This window comes from Bartonella sp. CL71SXKL (assembly GCF_042194935.1).
Classification (GTDB): Bacteria; Pseudomonadota; Alphaproteobacteria; order Rhizobiales; family Rhizobiaceae; genus Bartonella.
Window position 1 is genome coordinate 343 of sequence record NZ_JBHINI010000117.1, and the last position, 328, is coordinate 670.

Sequence of the window (328 nt, forward strand, 5' to 3'; positions counted from 1 at the left end):
GTAGATATCGTTAATGAACTGGAACAGGGATTCTACCACTTGCACTCATCAAAGAAGCAAGCTGATACCCTTACTAGTTCTATGCTGAACATGGCTGATGCCGTTGGTTTGACTGGAGACCAAATTCAAGCTGTATCACAAGATATGGTGCACGGAATGGCTACTGGTAAGATCACGGCTGGGGAATTAAACCAGATTGGGTCTTACTTCCCAATGATTGATGAAGCCCTAGCTAAGCACTTCCACACTACTGTTGCTGGTATGCGTCAAATGGCTAAGGCCGGCAAGATCACATCGAAAGACATGCAAGAAGTATTTACCTCACTTG

Annotated in this window: 1 protein-coding gene; it reads left to right on the plus strand. The window is 44.8% G+C overall.

Annotated features, from left to right (window positions below):
• Window positions 1-39: 39 nt before the first annotated feature.
• Window positions 40-328: tape measure protein (locus ACFILA_RS09805; protein ID WP_375661155.1), on the plus strand; the 289-nt coding region annotated here is incomplete at its 3' end.